This is a genomic window from Hydrogenophaga defluvii, from assembly GCF_042665235.1.
Taxonomy (GTDB): Bacteria; Pseudomonadota; Gammaproteobacteria; order Burkholderiales; family Burkholderiaceae_C; genus Hydrogenophaga; species Hydrogenophaga defluvii_A.
This window is the reverse complement of record NZ_JBHTBZ010000002.1, coordinates 1-814: the sequence shown is the minus strand read 5'-3', so window position 1 is coordinate 814 and position 814 is coordinate 1. Positions and strand designations below refer to the sequence as shown.

1 protein-coding gene is annotated in these 814 nt (G+C 61.2%); it reads right to left on the bottom strand.

Annotation, left to right across the window (positions count from 1 at the left end; genetic code table 11):
• Positions 1 to 74 precede the first annotated feature (74 nt).
• Positions 75 to 812 carry an IS21-like element helper ATPase IstB gene (istB, locus tag ACFQU0_RS00030; RefSeq protein ID WP_382197522.1) on the bottom strand — a complete coding sequence of 246 codons (738 nt, stop codon included), beginning with the start codon at positions 810 to 812 and terminating at the stop codon, positions 75 to 77.
• Between the last annotated feature and the right edge of the window lie 2 nt (positions 813 to 814).

The window sequence follows — 814 nt, the reverse complement described above, 5'->3', positions numbered from 1 at the left end:
TGTTGATTTCCACCGAATTCTGACCCACCGTTTCCATCCAATATTGACCCACCCTGGATAGAGCCCTGAGGGGCTCACGGTGTGGATAACTTCTTGGGTTTGGACTCCTTCTTGATGGGTTGAGCAGAGCTGTTCTTGAACCGGTAGCTGTCGTTGCCGGTCTCAAGGATATGACAGTGATGGGTGAGGCGGTCCAGGAGCGCTGTGGTCATCTTGGCATCGCCGAATACGCTGGCCCATTCGCTGAAGCTCAGGTTCGTCGTGATGACCACACTTGTGCGCTCGTATAGCTTGCTGAGCAAGTGGAACAGCAAGGCGCCGCCCGTTGCACTGAAGGGCAGATAGCCGAGCTCGTCGAGCACCACCATGTCCATGTGGGCCAAGCGGTGTGCCATCTGGCCACTTTTGTTGCAGACCTTCTCTTGCTCAAGCATGTTGACCAGCTCGACCGTGGAGAAGAAACGCACCCGGCGCCGATGGTGCTCGACGGCCTGTACCCCGATGGCGCTGGCCAAGTGCGTCTTGCCGGTGCCCGGGCCGCCGACCAGCACCACATTCTCAGCCCTGTCCATGAACTCGCAGCGGTGCAGCTGACGCACCAGGGCTTCGTTCACCTCGCTGTTGCTGAAGTCGAAGCCTGCCAAGTCCCGGTACGCCGGTAGCCTGGCCTGCTTGAGCTGGTAGGCCACGGCCCGCACTTCGCGCTCGGCCGTCTCAGCCTTGAGCAGCTGGGAGAGCATCGGCTGCGCGGCCTCGAAGGCCGGCGCGCCTTGCTCGGCCAACTCGGAGACGGCCTGCGCCATGCCGAACATCT